The organism is Paenibacillus sp. WC2504 (assembly GCF_052682475.1).
This window is the reverse complement of the sequence record NZ_JBQZFH010000001.1, coordinates 3,769,944-3,795,590: the sequence shown is the minus strand read 5'-3', so window position 1 is coordinate 3,795,590 and position 25,647 is coordinate 3,769,944. Positions and strand designations below refer to the sequence as shown.

Here is a 25,647-nt window from a genome sequence, read left to right as displayed (position 1 = left end):
CTGTGTTTGTTTCTTATTGTGCTCCTAAAGAATGGATCCAAGCCTCTGTCGTCAGAACTTCTGCTTGACGAGGGAATACCTTCTCAACGAGAACCCGATGCACCTCGGGATCACCATCCAGGCAAGCATCTGCAAGAACTTTCAGCTGATAATCACGATCCGCCGCTTCTCGCAAAGTCGACAGAACGACACCGCTTGTAGCAATTCCAGTAAGAATCAAGGTGTCAATTTGAAGGGACCGGAGGATGATCTCCAGATCGCTGCCGGAGAATGCGCTGACGCGCAGCTTCGTAACGATAGGCTCACCTGGCTCGGGCCTTACAGAGTCATGAATTTGCGTCGCAATATCTGTGGTCGTCATGCCGCCGTATTGCGAAATTCTTGCCGCCATATTATTGCGCGGGTTAAGCTCAGGGTAACCTTCACGAAACGCAATTCGCACATAGATAACCGGGATGTCGTTCTTGCGTGCAGCTTCGATCGCTTTCTGGAACGGAATCAGATCCTCTTCTGCGAAACGAGAGGCGATACCATTCTGTAAATCCATGATCAACAAAGAGCTTTTGTCGTTATTCGGCATGTATTGAACACTCCTATTCCTTATGATACTATTAAACGGAGACCTCTCCATTTATGATAAACGGAGACCTCTCCACTTGTCAAGATAACGAATAGGAAGTGATGATGATCATCTTTGATTCAGAAACACCCCCTCGTACGGAACGCCGCGACGCCGCGGAGAATCGCCAGCGCATCTTGGAAGCGGCTTATCGCTTATTCGATCAGAATGGCGTCGAACAAGTTAGTATGAACCAGATTGCCGCAGAAGCACAGATCGGTCCAGGTACGCTCTATCGCCGCTATCGCAACAAGGGTGAGCTGTGTCTGGATTTAATGAAAGAGAACATCGTTCTCCTCTTCGAAAATATTGAAGCGTATATGCAGGAAAACCGCTCAGCACCGCCAAGCCAAAGATTAAATGGTCTTCTCGAGTTGTTTATGGCTTTCAGGGAGAAGAAATCCCAATTGCTTAAAGGCGTTGAGGACTCCGCTTCAACGAATCGAACTCGAGCTCGAACACAGAGTCCTCTGTATCTCGAATTGCAGCAGCTGTTGGTCGAGCTTTTCGACGAAATTGCATTAATCAGCGGGCAGCAGCCCCAGCCTAACCATATTTTCAAGGCGGATATGCTTCTCATGGCTTTAAGCAGTGATTCTTATTCGTTTCAAAAAGAAGAGCGCGGCTATTCACCGGAGTCGTTCTTGGAACAAATCCGATTAACGTTTCATTTGTTTCCTTGAGTGGGACCAAACAAACGAAAAACCCTCACCACGATATGGCGAGGGTTTCTCTAACAATCAGGTCAAGAGCTTGATCAACCGGTTCACTTCCCGCTGCCAATACCCCTTACCCGCATGAGTCTCTTGTATCATTAACCCAGTGACAACGGAAAAATAAAGGAAGAGCATTTGTCGTGGTTCACCTTCTCCAAATTCACCAAGTTCCTGCCCTTTTTCAAAGATTGGAACTAACAAATCCATCGTATCCTGGGGACGATACCGCGAAATTGCTAACTTAGCTTGCTCCGGCACGCCTTCCGCAGTTTGAGCTTGCTGAATAAGCAAGAAATAGTGCTTGTTGGTGTCGTCCAACATGCTCCATGTCAGCGCTTTGAATTGTTCTAGTGGAGTTCCGGGAAGTAACGGTACGTTACGTATCGATGTTTGTGCCTCTTCTACAGCATCCTGAACGAGGAGTGTGAACAGTTCTTCTTTGGACTGAAAATAACGGTACGTAAGACCTTGGCTGATTTGGGCTTCCGCAGCAATCATGCTGATCTTCGTGCCGGCAATTCCCTTGCTTGCGAACACTTTAAGCGCAGCCTTTTTTATTTGCTCTCGCCTTTCATCGTTCTTGCTCTCCGTTGTGTGATTCGTTTGCGACATCTTAGTGACTCTCCTCTATCCTAATTTCAAATGCTGAGTTTGAAACTCGCTGACTTCCCATAGCTTCTGTGCTATTTCCCCGCTAAGGGCAGCAGCCGAAGGAATCGCTGCCTTCATATCCATATAGTACTTACCGCTCTCTCCACTAATGTCATTCGAATCCGCAAGCCAGACGAGCGTCTCTGCTCCTTTTTCCACTGGCCGGGAGAATCGTTTCATGACCGCCATCGTCATCCGGGCCAGCAAGCCGTTATCCTGATTAAAATTAGTCGTGACAAGCCCCGGATCAAAGCAGTTCGCGACCACTCCGGTTCCCTCAAGGAGACGGGCCAATTCTGTCGTGAACAAAATATTTGCTAACTTCGTCTCTCCATACCGGAAATTGGCCCCTCCCAATAGGACTTGAGGGAAACTATAGCGCTTCTCAGCGGTTAAATCATCAAAAACAATGCCTGTTTTCGCCATCTTATGCCCATGGGAAGACGTGGTAATGATTCGTGCTTGACCGCTCATCTTCAGCCGATCAAGGAGTAGTGTCGTTAGCAGGAAGGGTGCGAGATGGTTGACCGCCCAAGTTTTCTCAATACCGTCTCGGGTCAAGATCCGCTTCACGAACATCGCACCTGCGTTGTTAACCAGCACGTCAATCCGGGGACACCGCGTCAAAATTTCGGAAGCTGCGCTGCGAATCGACAGCTGATCGGTAAGGTCTGCCAGAAAGACGTCTACTTTCGTTTGGCCTCCAGTCAACTTCTGGATCTGTTCGACAGTCTCGTTCGCCTTAACTTGGCTTCGCGCCACGATTCCCAAATCTGCTCCTCGAACCGCCAGTTCCTTGGCTGCCGCAAGCCCGATACCGCTAGTCGCTCCTGTAATAAGCACATATTTCCCCGACACACTCCACGGCTTGGTTTTCAATTGCTCCATCAAGATCTGACTCCTTTCGGATGAATGAATCGTTCATTCATTTTTATTTCATCATATTCCCATATTCAGGAAATGTCAATCGGGAACACGCATGATTCTTGATAAATTAAAAGAAGCAATCCTGCCGCGGCAGAACTGCTCCCTGTTGCGTTATAAAACGTTAACCTCACGTTACTAGATCGAAGTCAGCACGTTTCTTTTCAATTTTTTGTCCAACATAGATCTTATATCTCTGACGAGTTGAACAGATGCCTCGATCTCAACTTTTCTTGTCGAGACACTTTCAACACTACATCCAATCGGAATCCCTTTTTCCAATGCAAACTCTAAAATCTCTTCAAAGATGCCTAGTGACAATCTGATCGATTTGTCCAGTACATCTTTTGAATACAGCAATTCATTCTCTAGCCATGTCGGAATGCTGATTCCTAACCATTTCATGAATTCTAATGTTTTTTCGGAACCGCACGGCGCGAGATTGAACAGAATTGGCACCATTTCTAATCCATTATTTGTATAGTAATAATAGTAATCCGATAAGAAATTTTTCGATGCCTCCACATTATAGGTGGCTTGCGAGACGAAAAAGGAACATCCATTTTGCGTCTTATGATTCACTCTTAAGTGCTCATCATTCTTTTTCATGTGTCTTTCAGGAATGACGACTCCCCCAAAAGTTAAATTGTTATTTAATCTCTTGCTTAAATCATAAGCATCAGAAAGTTCCAAATTAATCTCTTGTTTACTGGAAGAAGCACCCACATAAACAGAGTATCGATCCTGTTCCATATCGGCTTTTACCCAATTCACGAATTGTTCTTCGCTGTACCTGCCGACGCAACGATATATAATTTGGGGAACTCGCAATTGATTTAAATACTCATCGCTATAGGTTGCAGGATCCATCGTTGGCAAATACGGGAAGGGTCTTTCTTGTTCAACTCGATCCGTTTCTTCCTGAACATCATACAAAATTAATGCATCTATATCGAGGTCATTTATTCTTTCAACTTGTTTCCGTGCAATCTCAGCTACCTTATCTGAGGTATTCGTTATCTTCGGAGGCGTCATGCCATAGGTCAAAATGCCCGCCTCTTTACTTTGTATTTTCTCTTTTAGCATATTCAGCTTTACCCTCCAGAACTATGATACCCCATGCCTCAATTTCGCTATAACTGTAATGATAGCATTGACTATCCTGGAAAAGGTAACTTTTTATTCCTATATCCTGTTATAGCTTTAAACTATAACAAGAAGCTCGCAAAGCCCTAGCAACTACCCTCCGACTTTCAGCAAAAGTTTACCCACCGTGTTCTTCTCCTCAAGAAGCTCATGAGCTTCGGATGCTTTCTCCAAAGTGAAGACTCCGAATATTTCCGCCCTGATCTGGCCTTTTGCCAACAGAGTTAGCGCTTCTTTCGCCGATTTACCAACCTCAGCAGGAGCAGATTGGCTATATGCCCCAATATTAAACCCTTTCATGGATTTGTTAGATAACCAAATATCGTTGGAAGATTGCGGGACATCCTCTGTGCCGCTAGCATTTCCGAGCATTACGATTTGTCCCATTGGACGCAGCAGCTTTTGGCTAAGAATACGCATATCGCCGCCTACCGGGTCCAGAACGATATCGACATTGCGTGGACCTATCATCTTATTGATTGGCTCAATGAAATCAGATCGTATCAACAGCTCATCGTAACTTAAAGAAGTGGCTAGCTTTGTCTTTTCAATACTCCCGACTGTGCCAAAGACCTTGCCTGCTCCGAAAACTTTCGCTGTTTGTCCCAAGAAGCTGCCCAGCCCCCCTGCTGCCGCGTGAACTAACACGTTTTCTCCTGCTCGCATTCTGGCTACGTTCCTGATTGTCATGTAGGCCGTCGTCAGGTTGACGATAGCTGCGGCCGCCGATGCCATATCAAGCTCCCCTCCCAATTGATCCAAAGGGACTGTCAACTCCGGCTTTACCTGGGCTACCGACGCATATCCGCCCATTTCCATTAGTGTCATCGCTGCTACCGGCTGTCCGATGTAGAAGCCTTTCACGCCTTCTCCTATTGCTTTAACGTACCCCGATACCTCGAGTCCAGGTACAACCGGCATAGGGATAAGAGACCCAAATTCCCCTCTGCGCAGCAGGACATCCACATATCCAATTCCTACATAGGCAACATTAATGGTGAGCATGCCTGGTGCTGGTTGGAGTTCCGGCAGCTCCCTCACGACAAGGTCTGCAGCCTCACACGGTCGATCGATCACAATAGCTTTCATATAAAAAACCTCCTTCGGTTGACTATGAACTCAGTATAGTCAACCTAAAAGGAGGTAACCACAGTATGTTTATACGGGTAACCAGATTACTAGGCTACGTTGAACTTATAAAACCTTATCAAGAAAATCCTTTAATCTCTTCTCCGTTGGCGTACCCGTTATCGGTGTGAAAATACAGAAATGTAGATCGGAATCGGCATTCATGCTGACGAAGGAGTTGATTTCAAAGGCCAACTCGCCCGCTCCAGGGTGATTTAGAAGAAATTGGCTCGTCTTTTTCAACTGGATATCGTGCATACGCCAAAGCGAGTCAAACTCAGAACAGTCGGCTGCCAATCGTTCTGCCGTTTCTTTAAACCAAACATCACCATCATTACGTTCTAAATAAGATCGAAAGACCGCTACGGAATATCGCGCAAATTCGTCCCAATTCCTCATATGATTGCGAAAATAGGAGTCCATGAAAAAAATCCTCATGAGGACACGCTCTTCATTGGACATCGATGAAAAATCGGTGATGATCTCGCAAGCCGCTTGGTTCCAGGCGATGACTTCTGTTCTGTCATTCGCGACATATGCGGGAAAAGCCAAGTGGTCAATAATACTTTGCCATTCAGGCTTTATTTGTTCTTGTCTCTGAGGTGCACCCGTGTTTTCTGGACTCCACAAACGCAGTAAATGCAGCCTTTCATCTGAGGATAATTGAAGCGCCCTTCCAATGCTTTCTATAACTTCCCTGGAAGCTGTCACCTCTCGTCCTTGCTCCAGCCATGTGTAATAGGTTGCGCTAACACCTGCCAGAATAGCGACCTCTTCCCTCCGAAGTCCCGGGGTTCTCCTCCGTCCATACGAATGCTGAAAACCCGCTTGCTCCGGGTGCAATCGCTCCCTTCTTGACTTCAGGTAGTCTCCCAAAACCTTCAGCTTGTTGTTATCAGCACCCATGCAATCCCTCCTCGATTTGTAGAAGCACTCGGATGCCTTTCTTTGTTCATTTCTCTTTTTTGCTCCAAGCATCTTTTAATGGTACGACACGGTTAAACTCAAGTCTATCGCTGCTTTTGGCTTCCAGCGAAAAATAACCATGCCGCAGAAACTGGAATTTTTGTTCCGGGTGTGCTTTTTGAATGTAAGGTTCCATGAGAACTTCATTTATGGTAACCATCGAGTTAGGATTAATCAGTTTCATCCAATCTTCACTGTCTTTCGGAACTTCCTGGTCAAGCAGCAGTTTCTCATAGAGATGGATATCAGCCTTAACGGCTTGCTCGCTTGAAACCCAGTGGATCGTACCCTTTACTTTACGCCCGGTGAATCCTGAACCACTTTTGGTCTCTGGATCATAGGTGCAACGGAGTTCTGTAATTTCTCCCGAAGCGTGATCCCGTATGATTTCTTCGCACCGAATGAAATAGGCTCCCTTCAACCTTACTTCAGCATGGAGACTAAGCCGGTGAAAACCCTTAGAGGGTACTTCCATGAAATCTTCACGTTCGATATAAATGGTTTTAGAGAAAGGAACTTCTCTCTTTCCAAGCGCCTCGTTTTCACTGTTGTTTTCAATCCATAACATTTCTACGGCATCTTCCGGATAGTTGGTAATGACCACCTTCAAGGGTTTAAGAACAGCCATAACCGTGACGGTCTTTTCTTTCAAATCCTGTCTCAGGCAATGATCCAATAGGGAAATGTCTACCGTGCTCTGAGTTCGAATGCTGCCAATTTCCTCAATAAAGGTGCGAATGCTTTCTGGTGTAAAACCTCTTCTTCGCAATCCTCGAAGGGTGGGAAGTCTGGGATCAGCCCAACCATCCACATATCCCCCTTCTACCAGCTGCCTCAAAAACCGTTTACTCGTCACGACACCAGTTAAGTTCAACCGGCCGAACTCCCTTTGCCGCGGAGGCTCAGGAATCTCCAACTCATTCAAGACCCACTCATATAAAGGCCTATGATCTTTGAATTCAATAGAACATAAAGAAAAAGTAATACCTTCAATGGCGTCTTGAATAGGATGAGCAAAATCGTACATGGGATAGATGCACCAGTCATCCCCCGTTCTATAATGCTCCGCATGAATGATGCGATAAATGACTGGATCCCTTAGATTCAAATTGGATGAACGCATATCGATTTTGGCGCGAAGCACTTTAGATGAAGTCGGGAATTCGCCATTTTTCATTTTCACCAAAAGCTCTAGATTTTCCTCGATGGTTCGGTTCCTATATGGGCTATCTATGCCTGGTTCCGTCAATGTGCCTCGATACGCGGTTACTTCCTCTGGCGTTAAATCACAGACATAGGCTTTCCCACGTTTAATCAAAGTGATTGCGGCGTTGTAGATCTCGTTCGAGTAGTCCGAGCCATAGTAGATATGTTCCCCCGGATCGTAACCAAGCCATTGGATATCCTCTATAATCGCGTTCACATATTTGATATCCTCCTTCAGAGGATTGGTGTCGTCAAAGCGTAAATGAAACGTCCCGTCGAGCTTACAGGCAATCGTATAATTCGTGTGTATGGCGTAGGCGCTTCCAATATGAAGATAGCCGTTGGGCTCAGGGGGAAACCTTGTGCACATCTCCCTGCCGAATGCTTTTTCTCCCATTTCCTCATGAATTAACTTTAAGATAAAATTGTCCGCCAAATGTTCCTGCATCTTGTTCAATTCAGACTCCTCCTAATAAACGCAAAAGTGGTTTGAAAATAAAAAAAACTTCACCTCCAAGACGTTCAGTCTTGAGGACGAAATTTTCGTGGTACCACCCCAGGTTCATTAATATGTCGCCATATTAACCTCTTCAAGTACGGCATTGCAGGCAATGCTTATACTCTAGCTCAATAACGGGAGCGCCCGTCATGCCACCCCCCTTGCAGGTTCCGACATGCTGCTCATAGACTTGTTTCGTGGAAAAGCTCTTTACTCCTTTTCAGCTGCCGGAGCTCTCTGTGCAAGATCATCTTCCATTACTCTTCTAATCATCGCGTTCAATATTGACCTTATAATATCAAATGATTCCCTTTTTTGTAAACTGGTATTCTACTTATAACCCTATAATTTCTTGGCTTGCATCCCCGCGGCAAAGTCCTCCAAAAAGTTATCGATAGCTCCCTCATTACGTCGATAATATGTCCATTGACCATAACGACGCGATTCCAACAATCCGATTTTTTGCATGGAAGACAAGTAGGTGGAGATCACGGACTGTGCTAAACCGGCTTTTTCTTGAATGTCCGCCACACAAACTCCTCCAGGAAATTCAACTTGAATCTCGCTGGGCAAATCCTTGTGCAATTTATCCGGTTCACTCAGCCAGCAGAGGATATTGAGCCGGGTTTCATTCGATAAAGCTTTCAGTACAGCGAGCATATCTTCATTTTTCATGACACGGCACTCTCTTCTGGTTGGTTTATTCTTGTACTGCTTGTCTGTTTCTTAATTTTCGGTATGCCGCAGAAATACACATCAACACACCTGTTGTGGCAAAAACACCTACTGGAAACCCCCATGTCCCCCAGGCCGGGAATATAAGTGGCATCAGTGAGACACCAAAGGCAACGGGAACAGGTGTTTTAAACCATTTACAGAGAATGAGCGTAATCACAACATTGATGACACCAACCCAAATAATAGATCCTGCTAATAAATGTAAGACCCCTACTGAAAGAATGGCTGTTGCCGTCAATACGGCTAGACGCGGCGGAATCAATTTCCAATGAAAATTCTTTGTATGAAACACTTCGAAAATGAGGGCAAATACCGGTGGAACCACTATCACTTCCAAGTTCGTTACGAAAGCCAGTCCAATCCAAAGCGCTAAAATAATGGTGATGATCACCGTGTCTGTTTTTTTGCGAAACTTTTCAGAGCCCTCAGGCAAATTTTCTGATTTTCTCATTCTAAAAGCGGCTAACATAATCACAAACGTAAATACAGCTGTAGTTGTTGCAAAAACATAGTCATGCAAGCCTAAGAAAATCGGCAGCAAAGTCGCAGGAATCGTCGGTCCAAAATTGACGCGAAATAAGTGCATGAGAATGACAATAATCACAAGACCAAGCAATATTTTCGGCTGCGTCATAAGAGTCAACTCGTTCAATGCAGTACCAATGAATGCACCTATGGTTGGAGCAAGCCACAGATGAACAGGCTTCTTGATCCAATGAGCGACAGGAAAAACCATAACCCCCATCGCCATACCGGCGATTTCCGGGAAGAGTATATCTCTCTGATTTAGCACGACTGCTGCAACAAGCATCAGAATAACTAACAAATATGCTGACAAAAATCTTTTTGATCGTAGCGTATTCCAGATCATTTCAATCGTCTCCTTTCGACAAATCCTAACTATGACAGTTCTATTATTAACCTTTTAGTAAATTCCCATTAAATAAAGCCTTCAACGTGCGAATAAATAATACGATTAATACGATATTAAGCACGACCAGAATAACGGCGGAGACGGCAATTAACAGCCAGGAATTCACAAACATAGCATATTGCAAAGCGGCATTACTGAGTGCTGCAAGAGGAAAGCTTACGCCCCACCAAGAGGCTCCAAACGGGATCGATTTTTTGAATACTTTGAAGAACAACACAATGAACAGAAACAAGCCAAAATAATATAAAATGGACGCGAACTGATCAATTCGTTGCTCGAAGTTCACATAACCGAGAAAACCAACCTCGAACGGCGCAATCATAATAAGCATGGAGGGTGTTAAACCCGAATGCATAGGAGCATGGTGGATCAATCTGGATAAGATCATGGTAAGAAAAATCAGAGCAACAACTCCGCCAATCGCTAGCGAAATCAAATTAACTTCATGTGCCCATGGGAATGGCATTGACCCGCCGGCAACGGCAATATCCAGGGTCCCTACCCCAGGAATCAACCAAGCAGGCACCGCGTAACCATGCTCAATATTCCCATTCAACAAGCGTGTAACAATGATAAAACAAAGCACTAATGTCGTTACGGTTCCGATTACCCAAACCACTTGCCCTACGATATGACTGTAAGTACCTATTACGGAAGATAGCAATAGAATAGCAATCGTGATCGTACCAAAAAAATTGCCCATGATGGGATGAACGAATTCGGCTTTGACTTTCTGTGGGTATAGAACCCATTTCGAAATATAAGCTATGCTTAATATGATAAATGCTAGAACTGCAATGATCCCAATCATATCAGCGATAACAAGTGGAGCACCAAATAGCTTACTTGCTTGTCTCCAAGCCAATGCCAGTCCTGATATTCCCATAACCGACGCAAATAGATTAACGGGTAAAAATTGAACGGAACCGATGCTTTTTTGTTTTTGTACGGCAGTTATGGTTTGCATGAATAATAGTCACTACTTTCTAAAATTTGATTTATTTCCTTCTATTTTACCTATTAAAAGGTAGATGTTAAAATAACGATTTCGTTCATCTTGCATTTTCAGGGTATACGTTGTATAAATGATAAAATCACTCCTTCCACCAACATAAGTAACATTATTAATGAATTGATGAAAAGGATCAATATTCAATATTCTATTGTTATCATTCGTTAAATGAATCATTTATACATCGTACATCCTAATAACGTCCAGATGAACATCAAAGTGAGGTAACCTAGATGGAGTTTCGACAACTCGAGTATTTCGCGGCAATTTGTGAAGAATTGCATTTCACAAAGGCTGCGGAGAAACTGGGTATGAGCCAGCCGACCCTTAGTCATCAAATCAAGATGCTGGAAGATGAGCTTGGAGTCCCCTTATTCGACCGAATCGGTAAAAAAATTGCCATAACAGAAGCCGGCCACATTCTTTTAAACGAATGCAAAGTCATTTTCTCATCCATAAAAAATGTCAAAGTGCAAATTATGGAGCTCCAAAAGGTCACACGTGGAACTTTATCCATAGGTGCATTACCCGGAGAGCTCACGCAGCTCGTATCGTCCTTGTTGATCGATTTTCACCAAGTCTATCCTGAAGTACAGATCAAAATCGTTAATTTTGACGATGTTGTGGAGAGAGTCATACAAAATCAGATCGATCTGGCCATCACCATTCTTCCTGTTGAAGATGATCGGGTTGTCAAATATCCTCTATACAAAGAAGATATTTATTTGACGGTCTCTAAGGACCATGTCCTGGCAGTGCGAGAAAGCATAAACTTTGACGAAATTAACAAGTATCCGTTCATCATGTTTCCTCAAACTCACAAATGCCGGCAAATTATTGATTTAACAAGCAGTACTTCTGGCTTTAATATTGAACCCATCATCGAAACGACCGCCATCGAAACCATTATAGGACTTGTCAAATCTGGTGCCGGAGTGACTGCCCTGTCCAGAACATACTTGAATTTGTACAACGACACGCAGCTAAAAGCAATAAAAATCGAGAATCCTACGCTGAGCAGGGAAATTGCCATCATCCATCATAAGGATAAATACCTAAGTCAAGCTACCCGTTTATTCATGGACCTATTATCCAATCATATTGCTGAATTAAAGCTGGCGGAAGAGATAATCACAGAGAAATAGGGGCTTGAGGAGCCGGCGCTTCAATAAAACTCGTGTTTTTACGTGCATATAATTTGTTGCCTATTTGTATCTCGTAGTCATTATAGGCTTCAATAAGGCCCCCTCCGATCATTTTCCCCTCCTTCATAACCATTACATAGTGATAAAATAACATAGCATTGTCGAACTCCGTATCATGATGAAGAGTTTTCATGGTATATCTACCTCCATTATTTCTGTTGATTGGGCTGATGCTGTATCAGGTAATTCAACAATTTGAATAACGTCGATGAGTTTATTTAGCTGCTTTTGTATTTGCTCAAACGTGTGATCATCCCCCGACGTCACAATGATCATGCGTGACAATTCAGGATCTTGCGTTTTACCTACGCGGAGACTGTCAATGTTATAGCCGCGACGCCCGAATAATCCCGCAACTCTCTGTAGAACGCCTGGATGATTGTTTACAAGTACAGAAATCGTGTGCCGTTTCATTTTTCGTCCCCCATGATCATTTCGTCTATCGTTGCTCCTGGGACAACCATCGGATAAACATTCTCTTCCTGGCTAACCACAAAATCAATCAGTACAGGGCCTTGAATATCCATCGCTTTTTTCCACGCTTCTCGAGCCTCATCTTTATTGGTTGCCCTTAGGCCAGTAACACCATAGGCTTCCGCTAATTTTACAAAGTCTGGGCTGCCTGATAGCTCCATATGACTGAACCGGTTATCGTAAATGATTTCTTGCCATTGCCGGATCATGCCTAAAACCTGATTATTCAGAATAACGATCTTCACGGGGATGTTATGCGTTGCACAAATCGCAAGCTCTTGTGTACACATTTGAATCCCTCCGTCACCGTTGACAGACACCACGAGTCGCTCAGGGTTGCCTACTTGTGCCCCTATCGCGGACGGTAAACCAAACCCCATGGTCCCGAGTCCGCCTGAGGTAATCATCGATCGCGGGTGTTTAAATCGATAGAATTGAGCGGCCCACATTTGATGCTGGCCCACATCCGTAGTAATAATTGCTTCACCATTGCTGGTTTCACTGATCATTTCAATAACGAATTGTGGTTTTAGAGTTGTTTCTGAATCCGTGTAGCGAAGTGGAAACTCTCTTTTGTTTTCCTGAATTTCAGTCAACCACGCCTCTGATTTGGCCGGTTTCGCTTGAACGTTAGCCTTTTGTAGTACTGATTTTACATCGCCGATACAAGGGATCGCCGTTTGCATGATTTTCCCGATTTCTGCGGGATCGATATCGATATGAGCAATTACTTTCGCCTTTGGAGCAAATCCGCTAGTTTTCATTGTTACTCTGTCGTCAAAACGTGCGCCAATGCTGATAAGCAGATCGCAATTTTGCAAAGCTTTATTCGCTGTGTATGTTCCATGCATACCCGGCATGCCCATCCATAATTCGTGTGCGCTTGGGAAAGCTCCCAATCCAAGTAAAGTTGTTGTAATGGGGATTCGGGTTTTCTCTACAAATTCGAGCAGCTCCTTGGAAGCATCCGAATAGATAACGCCTCCGCCGGCCAGAATAACAGGACACTCCGCTTTTTCGATCGCCATGAGCAGCTTTTCGATTTGCGTAAGATTCGGCTGAACATATGGCTTGTAGCCGCGAATTTCAGGTATTTCTAATGGATATTGAAATTCCATTTGTTGACTCGTTATATCTTTCGGAATATCGATCAAGACCGGGCCTTTACGACCAGTAGAAGCAATATAAAAGGCTTCATGAATAATCTTCGGCAGTTCATTGACATCACGGACTAAAAAGTTGTGTTTTGAAATCGGCATTGTGATTCCAGTAATATCCGCTTCCTGGAAAGCATCCGTTCCAAGTAAAGCCGTAGAAACATTGCCTGTAATCACAACTAATGGAACAGAATCCATATTCGCGGTGGCGATTCCCGTAACCAGATTCGTCGCCCCAGGTCCCGATGTTGCAAAACAAACCCCAACTTTTCCAGTAGCACGTGCATAACCGTCTGCTGCATGAATAGCTCCTTGCTCATGTCGCGTTAAAATATGTTTTAATTCCGGAAGATCATGAATGGCATCATAAATGTTCAGAACACTTCCTCCAGGAATTCCAAAGACACACTCCACACCTTCAATCAGCAAACTTCTGACAATTGCCTCGGAACCTGTAACCCTGTCGTTCCTCAATAGCTTGGTAAACCATTCTTTCTCTGCATGCAGCCCCTCAATCGTCTTCATCCTATCTCCCTCCCATATTCCCTCCAATAAAAAACTTTCAATCCGTTTGCGTTGCTTAGACGTTATGTTATCATAGGCTCATCTATTTCAGTTATGGAAAGATTCAATATCTGTTATTTCGAAACCTGATAACTAAAGGGAGAGAAACTTATGATTGACTTGCTAGAGGGGAGATTTTTCAAGACATTTATTGCCGTGATGGAGGAAAAAAGCTTTAATCGTGCTTCAGAGAAATTAGGATATGTTCAGTCTACGGTTACCAACCATATTCAATTACTTGAGCGGGCATGTGGTCAGAAACTTTTTTACCGCTTATCAAGAGGAGTAAAGCCAACGGAAGCAGGCCTCAAACTTGCCAAGTTTGCACATCAATTTGTCCATTTAGGGCTGACTTTGGAAGAAGCCATGAATGAATCGAATCAACCAAGAGGGACCATTCACTTAAGTATGCATGAATCTTTTTTTGTGACGAGAATGGCATCGCTTATCGAGAAATTTCGCTTTGATTATCCAATGGTTAAATTCAAGCTGGAAACGGGCTACCATCAAGATGTTATTGACGATGTTTCTCAGTATGTTGTTGATTTTGGGATTGTACCTCGAGATCCTGGGCGAGAAGACCTAATTTTTTACCCTATGCTGCAGGAAGAATTGATTTTTATTGCCTCACATGAATTGACGGAAAAAGTGGAAACGGATGGTTTAATAGTGCTAAACCATGAAGCCGCGATCAGCTTTGGTAACAGCTGCTTGTACCATACACATGCCAACATGATCTTAGAGGAGACTGGGGTTGAAACAAGTGGTGCGATTCAATATCCTAGTATTGAAATGATTAAAAAAGCTGTGAAGTGTGGGATTGGATTTGCTTTAATTCCCAAAATAGCAGCTGAAAAAGAATTGGAAGAAGGTGACTTCCAATCGTTGCCTTTGCCTACCGGGATATTCTCCACCCATGGCATTATTGTAAATAAAGATAGAGAATTAAATTTCCCAGCCCAAATGTTCAAGTCATTCGTACTGGATAGTTATTCTAACGAGACCAATCATGATGCTTGATCATTCTTTGGCTGCGTAAAAGACTGCCGGTTCTGTACCGGCAGCCTTCTTTAGGAAGCATATAGAGCATTTCGTATCATAGATACAAGCTTTGCAACTTGTTCTTCGGCCAATGCTCCCGATGAGATGGAACGAGCAGCAGCCGGTATATACCAGGCTCGTATTTCTTGCTCAGTATGCCCCGATAACTTACAGTACTCATCTATAAAAATGTTAAGGGCGACTTGTCGTGAAGTCTCAAAGAAATCTTTGACAGCAGTTGGGGTTTCTGGCGGCAATACAGCAAATTCAATCATTACACAAACTTCCGCGACATCCGCGGCGGGATTGCCGATGATAGCATGCATCCAGTCGACCATATACATTTTATTATTTTTTATGATGACATTCCCTGGGTTCGTATCGCCATGACAGAATTGACGTTGTACAGGCAGCTGGTCCATGTAGGTATGAATCGCAGATAATTCGTCGTCCGTAAACACGGCCGGATGACCAATAATCGATTTTAAATGCTTAATTTGCTCGGTAGCTATGCCGGTGACTTTGATCTGATGAATATCATTCAGAACTGCCGCTAATTTTCGCAGACCATGATCTGGTTCGTTAAAATCAAACGTTCGAAAAGCATACAGTCCCTCAAATATTCGATCCAAAAACGTTTCTCCTTCGATCTTTTCGAAAACGATACCGTGCCTTCCTTCCCAGCTAACTTGTTCAAAGGGACGGGCTGTTGAAAGTCCATTCTCCCAGGCGATATAGCAGTTGCGAAATTCACGTTGAACAGCATCCGCTTGCGTGTCCAAATTGAAAAGTTTGACAACTTTATTGCTGTCCATCCATTCGTATACTTCACAACTCGAACCCAAACCAATACGTTTACCAAGCAATATCAAACACCTCCCTCAGCCTTTTATATACATCTATTGCTAGTTCATGATATTCTTGGGACATCGATAGAATGATCCAATAAGGAGTAACAAGTGAACCTTTCGAGAATCTCGCAACTGTTAGTAACAAAATTCAACCGTTATCACCTTATGCTTATGGCTCTTGCAATTTTGCTTGTTTCATTCATTAATTACTATCAGAAAGACTTCAAACTACCCCATCATTATCATTATGAAAAACAAAAAGCTTCTAACGGTGTCCTCTTACATACAATACGAACTACTCCGGATAATATTCGACTTCAAGCCATCGATACGAATGTAACGAAGACTCCTTTCTACGGTATCAACGGGGGATTCTTCTGGGAAGGAGCTTTGTTGAGCATTGCGGTTCTCAACGATCAACCTCTGAAAGGTTTACCAGGCGATTATGGCTCTGGCTGGTACAATACTGGTATAGACACAAATTTAAAACGTGGAACACTCGTATGGGATGACATCACGAAACACTTCTCGATTCAAGTAGTCACACATGCCGGCGAGTTGTCCGTCACAGATAAGCACCATTATTGGGCTCAAGGGGGCGTCAGCATGAGACTTAACGATCGTTTGGATTGGGAGAACGATATGATTCTAGAGGAGATGCCAGCTTATGACGAAAGTCGTATGCGTTCGGCCATTGTTTATGATAGCCAAGAAAACGTGTACATGGTTGTTACCCCTACGAATTGTACAATTGCAGAGTTCCGAGCAGCCATTCTTGAAAGATTAGGCGACCGAAGATTAGTAGACGGCATCTATTTGGATGGCGACGGCTCTTCTCAAATGCAGTGCCGCTATGTCCGGTTGAAAGGAGATCAACGTCAAGTTTATCAGATGCTTACGCTAATCCACTGATATACGGTTCTATTCAGCAATCTTGAAGTTACTAAACTCATCTCTTACACGTTCCATTTGAGAAATATGACGTTTGGCGTGCTGACATAGGAAATAAATATACTGGTAAACATCAATCTTTCCAAGATTGATTACTGTCATTGTAGTTTTAAATAAAATGCCTTCTCCATTCGGTAGTTCTTTAAGTATTTCTTTGCATTCATTTATCTGCTCTTCCATTAAACTTTTTATTTCGGATATTGACTTATCTCCAATTGGTTCCATATGTTCAGGTCGTATCCAGACAAATGATTTATGTTTATCAATTAGATCAAGCTCCCCTAAATTGTATACGTAATTAGAAACTGCGTGATCTAGATTTATCGGTATTGCAAGATCTAGAGCTTTTTTCTTTCCTTTTCGAATCAAAATTAATAGGAAATAGTTAGTTAATGTGACATGCTCTAAAATTTGTTCTATACTCCAACCAACCTTAGGTCTAAACCTAAGCAAATCTGAATGAACATCTAACCAAGAATAGTAATCATTTAATGTTCTTGTTAGTTCATTATCAATGTGATGTATGGCTTTTTTTACTGACATTTTCTCGCCTCCAGAATACTACGTTAATCTTACAGCTGTTTTTTCTGACGATTCCTCATCCATATGGCGCTAAGTAGATAGCAAATTGAAGTAACGATGAACAATTTAAAGATGCTGGGTGTCATAGCTAAATAGAGGCTTATAGGAAGTGACCAGATGAATGCTATGAACAATATAATTCGATTGTTAATTATTGAACCTATCAACGCTAAACATGCAGGGACTAAAAGAAACAAAACTGATCTCAGGAAAACGTCATTACTTACTTGCTCAGAATTGTACGGGTTATAAGAGACAAAAATCAGCCAAAGCGTTATCGATCCTAACGACGAGAGTATGCCCAAATGTGCCGCGTACTTCATCCTTATCCTCCCTTATAAAATAGGAGCTAATTACTCAACATATTACCACATAATGGAACAGAATGGCGTACATGAATACGTGCTCCTACCCCAATTATCAAATGAAAGGGAACTGGAGTCCCCTATTTTAGATAAACCGAGCTGTCATCCCCCTTGAGCGGAACTACAGAGACTTATTTCTTCCCCATGGCCCGATTTCCAAGCAATAGTGGCGAATTAGCGAACTGTAGTTTCCCTAACTAGATGAAAAATTGCTTTTTCACACAAATAAGGGATCATAGTTCCCCATAAGCCCAAAAACATATAAAATCTATGCTAAAAAGACCGCGATATACGCGGCCTCATATAGAATATTTGTTCAAATCACCAGACATATCCTTAAATCACCATGCAGCAATAGATCCATCCGTTCTTGGCTCAGTTCCACCAGCATAAACATCAAATTCATCACGTATAATCACTTGCCCCCGACCAAAAGAGCCTGAATCCAAAGCCCATTCAATGTTATGTCCTCTTTTGACCAATTCCTGTGCGATATGTTCCGGAACGGAGTGCTCCAGAAGGACAGTTTTATCCTTTACCCACTGCCATCTAGGTGCATCTAGTGCCGCTTGCGGATTAAGGTGAAAATCGATCATATTCATAACAACCTGCACATGACCCTGTGGCTGCATAAATCCGCCCATAACACCGAATGGACCGATTGCTTTCCCATTCTTAGATAAAAATCCCGGAATAATCGTATGAAATGTTTTCTTCCCTGGTTCTAAACGATTATTGTGCTCAGGATTAAGGGAGAAATTATGCCCCCGGTTTTGCAAAGCAATTCCCGTTCCCGGAACGACAAGACCAGACCCAAAACCCATATAATTACTTTGAATATAGGAAATCATATTTCCCTCATCATCTGCCGCACAAAGATAAACGGTTCCTCCTCTTGGGGGATCTCCTGCTGCAGGTTGTGCAGCCAAATCGTTAAGCAGCGCTCTCCTGCGGTCTGCGTAGTTATCGGAAAGCAAATCTTCAACCGAAACCGTCATTTTATCAAACTGCGTAATATAGTGTAACCCATCGGCAAAGGCCAACTTGATCGCTTCAATTTGTTTATGGTAAACTTCAACATTATCCTTGGCAGCAAAATGAAATCCTTTTAAGATGTTTAGAGCCATCAAAGCGACCATTCCCTGTCCATTTGGTGGGAGTTCCCATACATCGTAGCCTTTGTAATTAACATGAATGGGCTTCACCCATTCAGGATGAAAATCAGCAAGGTCCTCTTTGGATATAAAACCGCCATACTGTTTTGAAAATCGGTCGATCTGAGCAGCTAAATCGCCGCGATAAAATTCTTCCGCCCCGGTCTCCGCTATCAATCTTAGTGTTTTAGCATGATCCGGTGACTTCCACACCTCCCCAATGCGAGGCGCTCTTCCTTCCGGTGCAAAAGTTTTGAACCAGCTTTGAAATTGTTCACCAACAGCTTCCGCTTTGAACTTCTTATATCCAGCTCCCCAGTACTTTCCAAGAGTTGGAGAAATCGGATACCCGTGTTCAGCATATGCAATGGCTGGTTTCAAGACTTCGGTTAGAGGAAGCTTACCGAATCTTTTGGACAAAGCCGCCCAAGCGCCCGGAGTCCCTGGTACCGTTACAGGAATAAACCCATATTGCGGCATTTCCTCGTAACCCGCATTCTTTACAGCTTCAATGGATATGGACTTGGGCGCAGGCCCGCTGGCATTCAATCCATACAACTGATCTTTTACCCAAACTAGCGCAAACGCATCTCCGCCTATGCCGTTGGATGTAGGTTCGACAACTGTTAAACAGGCAGCTGTAGCAATGGCTGCATCAATCGCGTTGCCACCTTTTTTCAAAATGTCTAATCCTGCTTGGGCTGCGAGCGGCTGAGAAGTAGCCACCATGCCATTTTTCGAAAAAACAGTATGTCTTCTCGAAGAATAAGGATACTGAGTCGCGTCATAATTCATGTTTAACCTCTTTTCTCCACGTATCCTCGTGAAGTTGCTGTATGATCAATTCCTTCTTGAACAAAGTGGCATGAAACCAGTTGACCTGCATAGATTTCGGTAAGCGTGGGAGCAATTGATTTGCAGATATCCTTCGCATACTCGCACCTAGTGTGAAACGAGCAACCGGAAGGTGGATTTGTAGGAGACGGCAGATCTCCTTTAAGAATAATGCGTGCTCTTTTGGCTAGTGGATCTGCGACTGGTAATGCTGAAAGAAGTGCTTTGGTATATGGATGGCATGGATTCCGGAAAAGCTCCTGCTTATCAGCAATCTCAACAATTTTCCCTAAATACATAACTGCTACACGATCGCAAGTATGTTTGATAACGGATAAATCATGTGAGATAAAAATCACAGTCAAATTTAATTTCTTTTTAAGATCTTTCAACAAATTTAGAATTTGAGCTTGTATGGAAACATCCAGCGCCGAAACCGCTTCATCCGCGATAATGAGCTTCGGTTTAACGATAAGGGCGCGGGCTATCCCGATACGTTGTCTTTGGCCGCCTGAGAAATCATGCGGATAACGTTCCAAATGTTCTTTTTTCAAGCCAACGATTTCTATCATCTCTTCAATGTTTTGAATCCTCTCGGCTTTAGTTCCCACTTGATGAACATGAAGCGGTTCCAATAGGATTTGGCGGATTGTTTTTCTCGGATTTAATGATGCATAGGGGTCTTGAAAAATGATTTGAATGTCTTTTCTCATTCTGCGCATGACTTCATTGGAAAGCTTCGCTAAATCCTTACCTTGGAATAATACTTCACCTGCGGTCGGCTCGATTAATCTGATTATACTCCGCCCTGTCGTTGATTTACCGCAGCCAGATTCACCTACAATTCCCAAGGTTTCGCCTGTGGAGACCTGAAAATGGACACCATCCACAGCTCTTACATAACCATACTTTCGATTGAAGAAACCTTGTTTAATAGGAAAGAATTTGGTTAATCCCCTCACTTCCAGGAGCGGTTTGCTCATTCCCAAGCCCTCCTTCCGCGAACAACCAACATCTACATTTATGATTTGCTTTTGTAAATAATGGCGGCGTCTCTGATAAACATTGTTCCATCACCTGGCTGCAACGTGTAGAATATCTGCAGCCTTGGGGCATTTGATGGGCAAACGGGACAGAACCCGGAATGGCAGCCAAGTATTCCCTATCGTTATTTATATCGGGCAACGAGTTCATAAGTCCTATCGTATACGGATGCTTGGGGTTATCGAATAATGTATTTACATCTGTCTCCTCGACGACCTGCCCGGCATACATAACAATTACTTGATCACACATTTCTGCTACGATACCAAGGTCATGGGTGATTAATAAAATAGAAGTGTCAGAATGCTCCTTTAACTCCCGCATAAGATCAAGAATTTGTGCTTGAATAGTCACATCCAGAGCCGTTGTCGGTTCGTCCGCAATAATCAGCTTCGGCTCGCAGGCCATAGCCATCGCAATCATCACCCGTTGTCTCATACCGCCAGATAGTTGATAAGGATATTCATGATAAATTTCTTCGGGTCGCGGCATGCCCACAGCCTTTAACAAAGCTATTACTTTCTGTTTTGCTTCGACTTTTTTTATCTTCTGATGAATGCGGATTGACTCTTGAATTTGACGGCCTATGGTATGTAAAGGGTTCAAAGATGTTAAAGGGTCCTGAAAAATCATTGAGATTTCGTTACCGCGAATATTCTGCATCTGCTTTTCTGAGTAAGATAGTAAATCTTGACCATTGAATCGGATTTCACCTTCAGCATATCCTGTCTGCGGAAGAAGTCCCATAATCGACAAGCTTGTCACGCTCTTGCCGCTTCCGGATTCACCTACTATTCCTAATGTTTGTCCAGGTAACATGCTGAGATGCACTCCGTCCACTACAGTAATCTTTCCGTGAACTGTCTTGAAACTTGTTTTTAGATTTGTAATCTCTAATAGTAAGCTCACGATATCCACCTCCTATTCCTTTACCTTTGGATCCAGATATTGCTGCAGGCCATCCCCAAGTAGATTAAAGCCAAGAACAACAAGAAAGATCGCAGCCCCAGGGAAATAGGCGGCATACGGAGCTGCTGAAAGTAAGCCCTGAGCTTGATTCAACATGCTTCCCCAAGATGGTGCCGGCGGCTGTACACCAAGACCTAGATAAGATAAGGAAGCTTCAGCCAGAATACCGGATGCCATGGCTAAGGTGGATTGAATAATAATTGGACTTAATGCATTGGGAAGAATATGTCCAAAGATAATGTTTCGATCTTTGACTCCGATCGCCTTCGCAGCTTGAATATATTCAAGACTTCTCAGCGCCAGAACCTGACCGCGAGTAATACGCACAAAGGAAGGGGCAAACCCGATTCCAATAGCCAACATCGCATTACCGAAGCCTGTCCCTAGAACCGCTGCTATAGCTAAGGCTAAAATGAGAAATGGGAATGCTTGCATGGCGTCAACAGACCTCATAACAATCCACTCATCCCAAAAACCGCGATAATACCCAGATAACAGACCAATAGGAATGCCAATCAATAAAGCAATGCCAACGGAAATTACCGCAGCTTTAATAGAAATTTGCGCCCCATGAATAACGCGTGAGAAAATATCACGGCCAAGATCGTCAGTACCAAAAAAATGATCTTTACCTGGCTTCTCTAAAATATGGTTATAATCTTGAGCATTCGGATCAATCGGGGCTATTTGTTGAGCAAAAATCGCTGCAAGAAGTAAAGAAACGATTATAAGAGCACCAATCAATCCTAGTCCTGTGCGAAAAAACTTCTTGAACTCTTTCATTACCTCACCCCTCTCCAGCCCTGATGCGAGGATCGATAGCGGCGTAGAGCAGGTCTACGCATAAATTGACAAGAACAACCAGAGCAGCGGAAATGAGTATGGCGCCTTGAACGGTAACATAGTCCCGTTTGAAAACAGATTCAACGATCAAGCGACCAAAGCCTGGAATTGAAAAGATAGATTCCGTGATCACAAGTCCGCCAAGCAGACCTGCAATCATAATGCCGGATGTCGTGACAACAGGTATCAACGCATTACGCAGCACATGCCCTATGATCGTACGAAACTCATTTAATCCTTTTGCTTTTGCTGTCCTTACAAAATCCATATTTACAACATCAAGCAAACTCGAACGAAGCATTCTCATTAATACAGCAGACTCCCGAAGCCCAGTTGCAAGGCAAGGGAGAATCATCGCCGTTATATTTTGTGCCAAATTTTGTGTAATCGGTGTATATCCCGATGAGGGCAGCCAATTGTGTTTTACCGAAAAAAAAATGATAAGCATCATACCAAGCCAGAAGTTCGGCACACTCATTCCGCCAAGCGCTGTAAATGTGCTTGTATAATCCAGCCAAGTTTTTCGTCGCGCCGCCGCAAGAATTCCAGTAGGAATTGCAATGAGAACTGCCACGATAAATGTTCCGATCGTCAATTCTATCGTTGCAGGTAATCGTTGAGAGATTAATTGAATCACAGGAACATGATCGGTAATGGACATTCCTAGATCACCACGGAGCACTTTCCCTAACCAGTTCACATACTGAATAACAATCGGTTGATCCAATCCCAATTCGTGTCTTAAAGCTTGGTACGTTTCCGGTGTCGCTTCCTGGCCCAAGATGACCCGGGCGGGATCGCCCGGAATCAGATGGATCAGGGAAAATGTCATGATCGACACCAAGAAGAGTATTGGAATCGTGAGTACAATTCTGCGAATTAAGAAACTCATGCAAGTCCACCTCTTGATATCATGTGATTATTTTTTATCTATCGTTGCGGTGCGGAAGACACCATCGGGCACATAGTTAAATCCGCTTATTTTTTTGGAAAGACCGAATACATTGTTAATATGGTAAAGGTACACATAATTAGCTTCATCATGCAGAATTGTCATTGCCTTATCGTAAATAGCTTTACGTTTTGCATCATCTAATTCTTGTCTTCCTTCGGTTGCCAATTTGTCAATCTCCGGAATCGATGAATGCGAATAGTTTTGCGGCCCTTTTGTTACAACGAAATCATAGAAACTTTGATCCGGATCTGGACGCCCAGACCAGCCTATTTGTAAAGCTTGGAAGTTACCTTTATCACCATTTTCTAATAACTGTCCGAATTCTATTTTTTCTAGCTCCACTGTTATGTTATAAGGCTTTAGCATGTTTTGAACGACAGCTCCAAACTGTTCCTGGGACGGAGAAGTCCCAATCTGGAACTTGAAGGAGAAACCGTCCGGTTTTCCGCCTTTGGCGAGCAAATCTTTAATTGTTGCAGGAACTGGCTTTTCAACTTTGTCCGAATCCCCATATGCTAAGTTTCCTGGAGCGAATGGTGAATTGGCAGGGCTGGCATATCCATCCATCAGCACTTTAATAACCGTGTCGCGATCAATAGCACGATCGACAGCTGCACGTAGATATTTATTCGTAAACGGTTCTTTGGTTGTATTTAAATGAATGCCTTGATATCCCATACCCGGATTGGAAATAACGGTTAAATTGGCATCTTCCTTAATGCTCGGAATAAGTTTGGTGGCGACTGTAAGATCATCAAGCAAATCCAATTGCCCCGATTTCAAGTTTTGAATCGCTGCAGGTCCGTTCGTAAATACTTTGAATTCGACACCGTCGAGCTTTGGCTTCCCATTCCAATAATTATCATTTCTTTTCAAAGTGACATGATCGCCATTGACGTGCTCAACGAAGATGAAAGGGCCAGTACCGACCGGATGATTAAGGAAATCATCGCCGTATTTTTTAACAGCTTCCGGTGAAACCATCATTCCAGCTCTGTCGGTAAGTACCGAAATAAAAGGTGAGAATGGCTGCGATAACTCGATCTTAACGGTGGCTGGGTCTACAACTGTTATCTTATCGACGAACTTTAACTCGTTTTTGCGTTTGGACTTGTCCTCTTTATTGCGCTCAAAGTTAAACTTTACAACCTCTGCATTAAAATCTGTTCCATCCTGGAACTTCACGCCACTTTTCAATTTAATCGTATAGTTTTTACCGGCGCTATCCACTTCATAAGATTCTGCTAGCATAGGAATAATCTTACCGTCCTTGTCAAGGTCGAATAATTTATCAAAAATGCTATTTTGAACCATTCGATCAACGAGAGCCGATGAGCCGTAAGGATCCAGGTTAGGAGGGTCTGCTTTTAAACCGATTTTGAGTATTTTATTTCCGGATGGAGCCGAATTGCTTGCCGTTGTTGTGCTTAGGGTTGGACTGGCAGAACTCATCGTATTAGTAGAACTATCGCCACATGCAGTAAGAGTAAACATTGTGCCAACTAGAGATGTTGCTAATAACAAACGAATATCCCTTAATGTGAACATTGGTTTCTCCTCCGTTACTATTAGTCTAGCGAATAAATTTCAGGCGAGATTTCAGCACTTTCAATTCAACTATCACATTAGTTCGTGTAATCCCATCCACCCTATTAAGTTTCTTCATCAAAAATTCTGAGAGTTCTTCATAATCGCGTGTGAAAACTTGAATGATCAATTGATACTCACCCGATGTTAGAACGACCAACCGCGCCTCATATGTATCCATTAATTCCTCTACGACTTGATCAAGCTTGTTCTGATCTACAGCGATTTGGATTAAAGCTTGCATCCGAATTCCAGCTTTTATAGGATTAACGACACCTACTAAACTTAGAATTCCATCACTTTGCATTTGCTGCACTCGCATTCGAATCGTTCTCTCTGTAACACCCAGTTCGGTTGCTATTTGCGTGAAAGGCATGCGCGCATTGTCTTCTAGAAACTTTACAATTCTGTAATCCAAATCATCTAGATCTGAATAAAGTTGTCGGTTAACTTTCTCTTCCATGTTTCGCTCCTTTCGTACTTTCTAGATGATTCTTTGAACCTTCACATCACTTTTTTTGAAAAATAGTAC

26 protein-coding genes and 1 other annotated feature are annotated in these 25,647 nt (G+C 43.2%); of the genes, 4 read left to right on the top strand and 22 right to left on the bottom strand.

Features of this window, described 5'->3' with window-relative positions; genetic code table 11:
- Positions 1–13: 13 nt before the first annotated feature.
- The gene (locus ACUN27_RS16895) at positions 14–580 is read right to left on the bottom strand and encodes a cysteine hydrolase family protein (protein ID WP_445559255.1); all 567 of its coding nucleotides are present in this window, start codon (positions 578–580) and stop codon (positions 14–16) included.
- A 104-nt stretch (positions 581–684) separates the two neighbouring features.
- Here ACUN27_RS16895 and ACUN27_RS16890 point away from each other — a divergent pair, with 104 nt between their 5' ends.
- Positions 685–1,302 carry a TetR/AcrR family transcriptional regulator gene (locus ACUN27_RS16890; protein WP_445559254.1) on the top strand — a complete coding sequence of 206 codons (618 nt, stop codon included), beginning with the start codon at positions 685–687 and terminating at the stop codon, positions 1,300–1,302.
- Between the two features lie 57 nt (positions 1,303–1,359).
- On the opposite strand, the gene ACUN27_RS16885 is transcribed toward ACUN27_RS16890, so the two are convergent.
- The 9 genes from ACUN27_RS16885 to ACUN27_RS16845 all read right to left on the bottom strand — a co-directional run bounded on the left by ACUN27_RS16885 (position 1,360) and on the right by ACUN27_RS16845 (position 10,494).
- Entirely contained in the window at positions 1,360–1,947 is a 588-nt protein-coding gene (locus ACUN27_RS16885; protein ID WP_326059870.1) for a TetR/AcrR family transcriptional regulator, read from the bottom strand.
- Positions 1,948–1,962: 15 nt separating this feature from the next.
- Positions 1,963–2,874, bottom strand: coding sequence for an SDR family oxidoreductase (locus ACUN27_RS16880; protein WP_445559253.1), 912 nt, complete (start codon positions 2,872–2,874; stop codon positions 1,963–1,965).
- Between the two features lie 174 nt (positions 2,875–3,048).
- The gene (locus ACUN27_RS16875) at positions 3,049–3,996 is read right to left on the bottom strand and encodes a 5,10-methylenetetrahydrofolate reductase (RefSeq protein ID WP_315951488.1); all 948 of its coding nucleotides are present in this window, start codon (positions 3,994–3,996) and stop codon (positions 3,049–3,051) included.
- A 153-nt stretch (positions 3,997–4,149) separates the two neighbouring features.
- Positions 4,150–5,145 (bottom strand): quinone oxidoreductase family protein, encoded by a 996-nt coding sequence (locus tag ACUN27_RS16870; protein ID WP_326059875.1) that lies wholly within the window; start codon positions 5,143–5,145, stop codon positions 4,150–4,152.
- A 105-nt stretch (positions 5,146–5,250) separates the two neighbouring features.
- Positions 5,251–6,090 (bottom strand): helix-turn-helix transcriptional regulator, encoded by an 840-nt coding sequence (locus tag ACUN27_RS16865; protein WP_445559252.1) that lies wholly within the window; start codon positions 6,088–6,090, stop codon positions 5,251–5,253.
- A gap of 46 nt (positions 6,091–6,136) precedes the next feature.
- Entirely contained in the window at positions 6,137–7,804 is a 1,668-nt protein-coding gene (locus ACUN27_RS16860) for a glutamine--tRNA ligase/YqeY domain fusion protein (protein ID WP_445560632.1), read from the bottom strand.
- 79 nt (positions 7,805–7,883) lie between these two features.
- Positions 7,884–8,137, bottom strand: a binding site (T-box leader).
- A 60-nt stretch (positions 8,138–8,197) separates the two neighbouring features.
- The gene (locus ACUN27_RS16855; RefSeq protein WP_445559251.1) at positions 8,198–8,530 is read right to left on the bottom strand and encodes an ArsR/SmtB family transcription factor; all 333 of its coding nucleotides are present in this window, start codon (positions 8,528–8,530) and stop codon (positions 8,198–8,200) included.
- Positions 8,531–8,555: 25 nt separating this feature from the next.
- The gene (locus ACUN27_RS16850) at positions 8,556–9,464 is read right to left on the bottom strand and encodes a hypothetical protein (RefSeq protein ID WP_445559250.1); all 909 of its coding nucleotides are present in this window, start codon (positions 9,462–9,464) and stop codon (positions 8,556–8,558) included.
- A gap of 46 nt (positions 9,465–9,510) precedes the next feature.
- Complete coding sequence (locus tag ACUN27_RS16845) at positions 9,511–10,494, bottom strand: SLAC1 anion channel family protein (protein WP_445559249.1); 984 nt, start codon at positions 10,492–10,494, stop codon at positions 9,511–9,513.
- Positions 10,495–10,772: 278 nt separating this feature from the next.
- Here ACUN27_RS16845 and ACUN27_RS16840 point away from each other — a divergent pair, with 278 nt between their 5' ends.
- Positions 10,773–11,684, top strand: a complete 912-nt coding sequence (locus tag ACUN27_RS16840) for a LysR family transcriptional regulator (RefSeq protein ID WP_315950744.1) — start codon at positions 10,773–10,775, stop codon at positions 11,682–11,684.
- Here ACUN27_RS16840 and ACUN27_RS16835 read toward each other — a convergent pair.
- From ACUN27_RS16835 to ilvB, 3 genes are read right to left on the bottom strand one after another with little or no spacing between them, the layout of a single operon-like run.
- Positions 11,671–11,877, bottom strand: a complete 207-nt coding sequence (locus ACUN27_RS16835) for a hypothetical protein (RefSeq protein ID WP_445559248.1) — start codon at positions 11,875–11,877, stop codon at positions 11,671–11,673. The genes ACUN27_RS16840 and ACUN27_RS16835 overlap by 14 nt on opposite strands.
- Positions 11,874–12,158, bottom strand: coding sequence for an acetolactate synthase small subunit (gene ilvN, locus ACUN27_RS16830; RefSeq protein WP_379171996.1), 285 nt, complete (start codon positions 12,156–12,158; stop codon positions 11,874–11,876). Before ilvN ends, ACUN27_RS16835 begins: the two co-directional genes overlap by 4 nt.
- Complete coding sequence (gene ilvB / locus ACUN27_RS16825; RefSeq protein ID WP_326059884.1) at positions 12,155–13,900, bottom strand: biosynthetic-type acetolactate synthase large subunit; 1,746 nt, start codon at positions 13,898–13,900, stop codon at positions 12,155–12,157. The genes ilvN and ilvB overlap by 4 nt, the downstream gene beginning before the upstream one ends.
- A 150-nt stretch (positions 13,901–14,050) precedes the next feature.
- Between ilvB and ACUN27_RS16820 the strand changes: the two genes are divergently transcribed.
- Positions 14,051–14,959 carry a LysR family transcriptional regulator gene (locus tag ACUN27_RS16820; RefSeq protein ID WP_445559247.1) on the top strand — a complete coding sequence of 303 codons (909 nt, stop codon included), beginning with the start codon at positions 14,051–14,053 and terminating at the stop codon, positions 14,957–14,959.
- A 50-nt stretch (positions 14,960–15,009) separates the two neighbouring features.
- On the opposite strand, the gene ACUN27_RS16815 is transcribed toward ACUN27_RS16820, so the two are convergent.
- Positions 15,010–15,846 carry an aminoglycoside phosphotransferase family protein gene (locus tag ACUN27_RS16815; protein WP_326059887.1) on the bottom strand — a complete coding sequence of 279 codons (837 nt, stop codon included), beginning with the start codon at positions 15,844–15,846 and terminating at the stop codon, positions 15,010–15,012.
- 93 nt (positions 15,847–15,939) lie between these two features.
- Between ACUN27_RS16815 and ACUN27_RS16810 the strand changes: the two genes are divergently transcribed.
- Positions 15,940–16,743, top strand: coding sequence for a hypothetical protein (locus ACUN27_RS16810; protein WP_315950749.1), 804 nt, complete (start codon positions 15,940–15,942; stop codon positions 16,741–16,743).
- A gap of 9 nt (positions 16,744–16,752) precedes the next feature.
- Here the strand turns inward: ACUN27_RS16810 and ACUN27_RS16805 are convergent, their stop codons facing one another.
- The 8 genes from ACUN27_RS16805 to ACUN27_RS16770 form a co-directional block, all read right to left on the bottom strand.
- Positions 16,753–17,325, bottom strand: a complete 573-nt coding sequence (locus ACUN27_RS16805; RefSeq protein WP_445559246.1) for a DinB family protein — start codon at positions 17,323–17,325, stop codon at positions 16,753–16,755.
- 745 nt (positions 17,326–18,070) lie between these two features.
- Positions 18,071–19,678, bottom strand: a complete 1,608-nt coding sequence (locus ACUN27_RS16800; protein WP_315950751.1) for a gamma-glutamyltransferase family protein — start codon at positions 19,676–19,678, stop codon at positions 18,071–18,073.
- 2 nt (positions 19,679–19,680) lie between these two features.
- On the bottom strand, positions 19,681–20,700 hold the full coding sequence (locus ACUN27_RS16795; RefSeq protein ID WP_445559245.1) for an ABC transporter ATP-binding protein: 1,020 nt from the start codon (positions 20,698–20,700) through the stop codon (positions 19,681–19,683).
- Positions 20,648–21,670 carry an ABC transporter ATP-binding protein gene (locus ACUN27_RS16790; protein WP_315950753.1) on the bottom strand — a complete coding sequence of 341 codons (1,023 nt, stop codon included), beginning with the start codon at positions 21,668–21,670 and terminating at the stop codon, positions 20,648–20,650. Before ACUN27_RS16790 ends, ACUN27_RS16795 begins: the two co-directional genes overlap by 53 nt.
- Before the next feature lie 12 nt (positions 21,671–21,682).
- Positions 21,683–22,513 carry an ABC transporter permease gene (locus ACUN27_RS16785; protein ID WP_315950754.1) on the bottom strand — a complete coding sequence of 277 codons (831 nt, stop codon included), beginning with the start codon at positions 22,511–22,513 and terminating at the stop codon, positions 21,683–21,685.
- Positions 22,514–22,517: 4 nt separating this feature from the next.
- Entirely contained in the window at positions 22,518–23,465 is a 948-nt protein-coding gene (locus ACUN27_RS16780) for an ABC transporter permease (protein WP_315950755.1), read from the bottom strand.
- Positions 23,466–23,492: 27 nt separating this feature from the next.
- On the bottom strand, positions 23,493–25,076 hold the full coding sequence (locus tag ACUN27_RS16775; protein ID WP_445559244.1) for an ABC transporter substrate-binding protein: 1,584 nt from the start codon (positions 25,074–25,076) through the stop codon (positions 23,493–23,495).
- A 25-nt stretch (positions 25,077–25,101) separates the two neighbouring features.
- Complete coding sequence (locus ACUN27_RS16770) at positions 25,102–25,578, bottom strand: Lrp/AsnC family transcriptional regulator (protein WP_127450662.1); 477 nt, start codon at positions 25,576–25,578, stop codon at positions 25,102–25,104.
- Positions 25,579–25,647: the final 69 nt, after the last annotated feature.